This is a genomic window from Spongiimicrobium salis (assembly GCF_043678055.1).
Lineage (GTDB): Bacteria > Bacteroidota > Bacteroidia > Flavobacteriales > Flavobacteriaceae > Spongiimicrobium > Spongiimicrobium salis.
The window spans coordinates 223,678-230,554 of record NZ_JBHEQA010000006.1 but is presented as its reverse complement, the minus strand read 5'-3'; the positions used below and the strand labels follow the sequence as shown (position 1 = coordinate 230,554).

The following is a 6,877-nucleotide window of genomic DNA, read 5'->3' as shown; positions in this document are numbered from 1 at the left end:
TTTGAATCTATGGGCCTAGAATACTAGTGTCTCAGATTAAGGAAGAATATGTTTGTTTTTTATCTCAGTTCTTTGTTAGGCAACGTTTTTATTCTATCCAATTCTGAGGATAAACTTTTCGTATTTCAGATAGTTGTTGTTTGGTCAAACTATCTAATGTGATATTATACTTTTCTTTCGATAGTGCTTCTCGTAAATTTCGAATTTCGTCAACTATAGATTCCTGAACTTCGACAAAAATACCATAACTCGATTCAGGTGCATTTTTCAAAGAAAAAACTGATTGCTCTTTATTGGCAATTGCATATTCACGAACTTTTGTTTTTAATTCATCCATATCAACCTTTTCATTATCTACAAGCAGTTGATTTTTTTCATCAATAAATATCTTAATCGCATTATTCAAGTCAAACTCAATTTCGGTTTCTGAAATTTCAGGAAGCTCTTTAATTATTCCTTTATCATTTCTACAACCCAAAAATATCAATATAAATAAACAGCCTATAAATAATTTTAATTTCATTATATGTTTTTTCAAATGTTGCCTAACTCGTTACATCCCCCTAAGATACGTTTTATCCGTTCGGGATTCCGGCTATCGACCCTTTTTGGTGTATTTCAAAAGGGATTATTTTAAGTATGAAGAGGGTTATTTTGCAATGACAATAGCCGCTATAGTTCCGGAACAAGCAGGGCTTCAAAGCCTTTGGTCATATACTCTTGGGCATCGCCTTGATCATCCAAGTAGATGATGTAAGCGTCCAGTGCATCTTGGGCCGATAAGAGGGCCTTAGAGGCTTCCAGGTCCATGGCCATAAAGGCTGTGGCGTAGCCATCGGCTTCCGCGCAGGTTTTGGCAATGACGGTCGTGGCCAGTACGTTGGCATTTTTGGTATAGCCGGTTTTTGGGTCAATGGTATGCACATATTTCTTTCCGCTGAGGGAATCGATTCTAAATTTTCTATAGTTCCCCGAAGAGGCCATGGCTTGATCTTTTAGGTGGACCAGCCGTTTGCTGCTCCGCCCGTTTTCCACTTCGGGATCATCGATGCCCACCAACCAGGCTTTTTGCTTTTGTACATTTTGACCCTTTACTACGATCTCCCCCCCTACTTCGATCAAATAGTTTTCTACTTTTTTTTGGTCCAGCAGGACGGCCAAACGATCGATAGCATAGCCCTTGGCAATGGCATTAAAGTCGAAACGAATTCCCGGGTTTTCTTTCAAAATGCGATGGTCCGAGGTCATACTTACCTTATCAAAGCCTACCAACTTCAATAAGTCTTCTACCGTGGCCGCATCCATTTCTTTGACCGCTCCGGGCCCAAAGCCCCAAGCATCTACCAAAACCCCCACGGTAGGGTCAAAATAGCCCTGAGTAGCCCCGTGAATCGTCTTGGAAAGGGAAAACACTTCCTGGAACATATGATCGACAACCAGACGGGTATCGCCTTGGTTGATTTTGGAAATATCGGAATCGGGAATATAAGTAGACATGGATCTATTGATGACTTCAAATACAGAATCCACCTCTTTTTGCAAGGACATGGTCTCATCTGTAAAATAAGTAAGGGCATAGCCAGTCCCCAAAGCACCTCCGCGGAGTGTGTTCTTTACCGGTTCTTTAGTGCTTGTTTTACAGGCCACCAAACATAGGCCCATCAGAAAAACAATTTTTTTCATAGCATCAAATTTCAATAAGTCCTTCATAATCCACCACATATTCTTCATTGAGATAGACAGGCATTTCAGGATTGGAGGCATTGATCAAACCCACTCCAGCATAATAGGTACGTGCTTCTGATTTTTGGGCATGATCCTTCACCTTCTGTAAAAGTGCCTCATCATAAATAGCGGGGTCTGTTGGAAAAGCCACGCTGCGCACGACAATAAAGTGCAACTCCTTATCCTTTAAACAGACAAATTGCGGATTTCTTTTGGGCTTGCTATTGACCCCCATAAATTCATAGCCTTGCGCTTCCAATTCCCTCCCCACAATATTCATGGCGAGGTTGTGCAATTCTTGTTCCGTTAATGGTCGCATAGTTGCTTATGGTATTGGATAAAAAAACCGATAGTGCAAAGTCCATCGGTTTTTTTTGTTATCTCATTGGTTTTAGTGCTTTGGTTTATCCACCAAAATCATCAAAACGTATATTCTCATCAGGGATTCCAAAATCCTCTCCCATCTTCTGTACGGCCTTGTTCATCAAAGGTGGGCCACAGAAATACAGTTCAATATCCTCAGGAGCTTCGTGATGGTTTAGATAGTTGTCGATCACACAATTGTGAATAAAGCCGACAAAACCATCGCCCGGCGCATCAATATCTTCTTTGACCTTCCAATTATCTTCTTCTAAAGGCTCGGAAAGGGCCAAGTAGAATTTAAAGTTTGGAAATTCTTTCTCCAAAGCGTAGAAATGCTCTAAGTAGAACAATTCTCGTTTAGAACGCCCTCCGTACCAGTAGGTCACCTTACGATTGGTCTGTAAGGTTTTGAATAGATGATACAAATGCGAACGCATCGGCGCCATTCCTGCACCACCACCTACATACAACATTTCTGCATCGGACTCATTGATGAAGAATTCTCCATAAGGTCCTGAAATAATCACTTTATCTCCTGGTTTTTGTGCAAAAATATACGAAGAGGCTACTCCAGGATTTACATCCATCCATCCATTCTTGGATCGATCCCATGGTGGGGTGGCAATACGAACGTTCAACATAATTTCTCGTCCTTCTGCAGGGAAAGAAGCCATGGAATACGCTCTTTCTACCGTCTCATTATTCTTCATGACCAAGGGCCATAGGTTAAATTTATCCCATTCCGCTTGGAATTTATCTGGACTATCGTGCTCTTCTGGGTGTGCCGTAATATCAATATCCGAATACTTGATCTCACAATTAGGTATCTCAATTTGGATATATCCCCCGGCCTTATAATTCATGTCTTCAGGAATCTCTACCACAAACTCTTTGATAAAGGAAGCCACATTGTAGTTACGTACTACGGTACCTTCCCATTTCTTAATTCCGAATACTTCTTCCGGAATGGTAATTTCCATATCCTGCTTTACTTTCACTTGACAGGCCAAACGTGCACCATGATTCAATTCTTTTTTGGAGAAGTGCGGTGTTTCTGTGGGCAGTGCCTCCCCACCTCCAGAAAGCACATGACATTCGCATTGGATACAGGTTCCTCCACCTCCACAAGCGGAAGGAAGAAATATCTTTTGATTCCCCAAGGTGGTCAACAAAGAACTTCCTGAGGCCACTTCCACTTTCTTTTCACCATTGATCGTCACCGTAACAGGTCCGGATGGGGATAGTTTTTCTTTCGTAAAAAGCAATAGGGCTACCAATAAAAGTAGTAATACCATAAAGGCAACTACGGTAATCAGAATTGTACCCATTGTACTTGTAGCTAGCATCATCTTTTATTCGTTTATTGCATTAGTATACGAAATTGCCTTATCGTCAACTTCCGTTTCATTTTTTTCTACTTTGATCTCCAATTGCTCTGCGGTATTTTGGTCCGTTGCTTCCGGGGCTTCGTCACCTCCAGTCAACATTCCTCCAAAACTTTGAAAACCAATACCCATTAATCCGGTAATGATAAAAGTGATTCCCAAACCACGTAGCGGTGCCGGAACATTGGAATATCTGATTTTTTCACGAATGGCCGCGATAGCCAAAATGGCCAAGAACCATCCAATACCAGAGCTCACCCCGTAGTTAAAGGCCAATCCCAAAGTTTGGATATCTCTTGCCTGCATAAATAAAGACCCTCCCAATATCGCACAGTTTACAGCAATCAAAGGCAGAAATATTCCCAAAGAGTTATAGAGGGATGGAGAGAATTTCTCTACCACAATTTCTACCAACTGTACCATTGTGGCAATGGTAGCGATGAATAGGATAAAGGATAAGAAGCTTAGGTTGTAATCCGCATATTCAGGACCTAGCCAAGCTAAGGCACCGTCTCGAAGCAGATATTGATCCAATAACCAGTTCAAAGGAACCGTAACCGCCAATACAAAGATTACCGCTGCTCCCAAACCAACAGCCGTAGCCACTTTTTTGGATACCGCCAAATAAGAACACATTCCCAAAAACACGGAGAACACCATGTTATCAATGAAAATGGATTTAAAAAACAATTCGATATGCTCTAACATAATTTTATTTTTAAAGGGCTTCCCCTAATCCTTTTTAGTTTTCTTCGATCAATGCTTTATTTCTGGAGCGTTGTACCCAGATGATCACCCCTACCACGATCAATGCCGCTGGAGGAATAATCATAAATCCGTTATTCTCATATCCGGTAGCGTACAGCCCTGTTTTTTCCACAGGATCACCCAACACTTTAAACCCTAACAAGGTTCCGGATCCCAAAAGTTCTCTAAAGAACCCTACGATCACTAGGATAACCCCATATCCCAAGGAGTTTCCTATACCATCCAGAAAGGATTTCCAAGGTCCGTTCGCCAAAGCAAAAGCTTCAAAACGTCCCATGATGATACAGTTGGTAATGATCAAGCCCACAAAAACCGCCAAGGTCTTACTCAACTCATAAGCGAAGGCTTTTAATACCTGATCTACAATTATCACTAAGGCAGCCACAACCACCAATTGAACAATGATTCGAATCTTGGATGGAATAATGTTTCGCATTAACGAGATCACCACGTTTCCTGCACCCAATACAAACATTACAGAAATGGCCATCACTATGGAAGCTTTGAGTTCTGCCGTTATTGCCAATGCCGAACAGATTCCCAATACCTGAATGGTAATAGGGTTATTATCTGCTAAAGGGTCTATGATTAGACTGGCGTCTTTTTTAGAAAGTAATGCCATAATTTAATTTTTAGTTCTTATTGTTTCCAAATAGGGTTTGTAGAGTCGTACACTTTCCTTGATCATCGCAGAAACGCCATTTCCGGTAATCGTGGCTCCGGCCAAGGCATCGACTTCATTATCGGTCTTATCCTTATTTACGGGATCGTTATTTCCTTTGGCCACTGCAATTCCCACATATTGCGTTCCCTGAAGAATGGATTCCCCTGTAAAGTCATCCATAAAGTAACGCTGCTTAATGTTGGCGCCCAATCCAGGAGTCTCTCCTTTATGATCAAAATACACCCCTTGTACGATCAGTTTATCATCTAAGGCAACAAAGCCCCAGATCGCGTCCCATAGCCCTTTTCCGTACATGGGAATAATGTAAAATTTCTTCCCTTCTTTTTCTCCGATAAAAAGGGGAAGCTTACGCTCCGTACCATCTTTTTTGGAAAGGGTTTCTTCCTTCTTGATATCAATGAGATAGGCTTCATCATTTGGGGTAATCTTATCTCCCTCTATGACCAATTGCTCTTTAATATATTTTGAAAACTCCTCAGCAACGGCATCTGTAGAAACAAAGTTTACGCTTCCTTCATCCGCATTTTCATGTACTCCCATGGCGTAAAGGATATTCTGTTGCTTTTCCAAACGCACATTTTCTCCAATCGCTGGTGCCAATTGAAAGGCCAAGAAGGCCAAAATAGACCCTACGACCACTACCATAATAGCAGCAAAAATTACGGTATAACTGTTTTTATCTGTATCGATTGCCATGATTAAACTGTTTCTGCTTTTAATTGTTCTGTCTTATCATCTGTATTCGTATGTGCAACAGCGTTTTTTAAGCGCTTCATACGTTTCTTTACATTCCCTTGAATCACATAATGATCAATGGTAGGTGCAAATACGTTCATCAAGAGTATGGCCAAGAAAACGCCTTCTGGGTAGGCCGGATTAAATACCCGGATCATCACCGAAAGAAAACCGATCAAAAATCCGTAGTACCATTTTCCTTTATTGGTCTGGGCACCCGTTACCGGATCTGTAGCCATATATACAATTCCAAAGGCCAGACCCCCAACCAGTAAGTGTTGCCAGAATTCAAAACTCATTAAACTGTAGAATTTACTGCTTTCTGAAATCCATCCTGCATCGGCAACGCCGTTAAAGATGAGTCCCATCACCAAAGCTCCCGCTACGGCACTGACCATGATACGCCAGCTTGCAATTCTACTATATATTAAGAAAAGTCCCCCCAAGAGAATTAAAAAGGCCGATGTTTCCCCAACAGAACCTGGTATAAAACCAAAGAACATATCAGACAAACTATAGGCATGATCTTTTCCCTGGGCCATATACCCCAAAATAGTTTCTCCAGAGATGGCATCCGGGCCACCTGCCAAATCAACTGCACCATGCACCCAAACTTTATCTCCACTCATCCAAGTTGGGTAGGCAAAGAACAAAAAGGCTCTAATAGTCAAGGCAGGATTTAAGATATTCATTCCAGTACCTCCAAATACTTCTTTTCCGATAACCACACCAAAGGCAACGGCAACGGCCAACATCCATAAAGGCGTATCTACAGGGACAATTAAAGGCACTAACATTCCGGTAACCAAATAACCTTCCTCTACCTCATGTCCTTTGATGACGGCAAATAAAAATTCAATGGCAAGACCTACACCGTACGACACTACAACCAAAGGCAATATGGTTATAGCCCCTAAAAGGAAATTATCTACCGTTAAAAAATGCTCGAACAAAGAAAAACTTTCCGGAAACCCGTTAATAGCGGAATAGTGTTGATATCCAGCATTGAACATTCCGAAGAACAAACACGGTACCAAGGCCATGATCACCGTGTTCATGGTACGCTTTAAATCATCTGCACCCCGTACATGAGATCCCGAATGCGTTATTTCATTGGGCAAATACAAAAAGGTGTGAATGGCATTGAATGCAGGAGCCATCTTCTTCCCTTTATACTGCTCTTTAAGATTATGTAATTTTGTCTTTAAACTCATCG

The 6,877-nt window shown here is 41.5% G+C and carries 8 protein-coding genes; all 8 read right to left on the bottom strand.

Annotated features, from left to right (window positions below):
* Positions 1-88: 88 nt before the first annotated feature.
* A complete protein-coding gene (locus tag ACEXOE_RS21265) occupies positions 89-523 on the bottom strand; it encodes a biopolymer transporter ExbD (RefSeq protein ID WP_394750882.1) in 435 nt (144 codons plus the stop codon).
* A gap of 149 nt (positions 524-672) precedes the next feature.
* The gene (locus ACEXOE_RS21260) at positions 673-1,683 is read right to left on the bottom strand and encodes an FAD:protein FMN transferase (RefSeq protein WP_394750881.1); all 1,011 of its coding nucleotides are present in this window, start codon (positions 1,681-1,683) and stop codon (positions 673-675) included.
* A 4-nt stretch (positions 1,684-1,687) separates the two neighbouring features.
* The gene (locus tag ACEXOE_RS21255; RefSeq protein WP_394750880.1) at positions 1,688-2,044 is read right to left on the bottom strand and encodes a Na(+)-translocating NADH-quinone reductase subunit F; all 357 of its coding nucleotides are present in this window, start codon (positions 2,042-2,044) and stop codon (positions 1,688-1,690) included.
* An 85-nt stretch (positions 2,045-2,129) separates the two neighbouring features.
* On the bottom strand, positions 2,130-3,437 hold the full coding sequence (gene nqrF / locus ACEXOE_RS21250) for an NADH:ubiquinone reductase (Na(+)-transporting) subunit F (protein WP_394750879.1): 1,308 nt from the start codon (positions 3,435-3,437) through the stop codon (positions 2,130-2,132).
* A gap of 3 nt (positions 3,438-3,440) precedes the next feature.
* Complete coding sequence (nqrE, locus tag ACEXOE_RS21245) at positions 3,441-4,181, bottom strand: NADH:ubiquinone reductase (Na(+)-transporting) subunit E (protein WP_394750878.1); 741 nt, start codon at positions 4,179-4,181, stop codon at positions 3,441-3,443.
* A 34-nt stretch (positions 4,182-4,215) separates the two neighbouring features.
* Complete coding sequence (locus tag ACEXOE_RS21240; RefSeq protein WP_394750877.1) at positions 4,216-4,863, bottom strand: NADH:ubiquinone reductase (Na(+)-transporting) subunit D; 648 nt, start codon at positions 4,861-4,863, stop codon at positions 4,216-4,218.
* A gap of 3 nt (positions 4,864-4,866) precedes the next feature.
* On the bottom strand, positions 4,867-5,622 hold the full coding sequence (locus ACEXOE_RS21235; protein WP_394750876.1) for a Na(+)-translocating NADH-quinone reductase subunit C: 756 nt from the start codon (positions 5,620-5,622) through the stop codon (positions 4,867-4,869).
* Between the two features lie 2 nt (positions 5,623-5,624).
* Positions 5,625-6,875 (bottom strand): NADH:ubiquinone reductase (Na(+)-transporting) subunit B, encoded by a 1,251-nt coding sequence (locus tag ACEXOE_RS21230; protein WP_394750875.1) that lies wholly within the window; start codon positions 6,873-6,875, stop codon positions 5,625-5,627.
* Positions 6,876-6,877 lie beyond the last annotated feature (2 nt).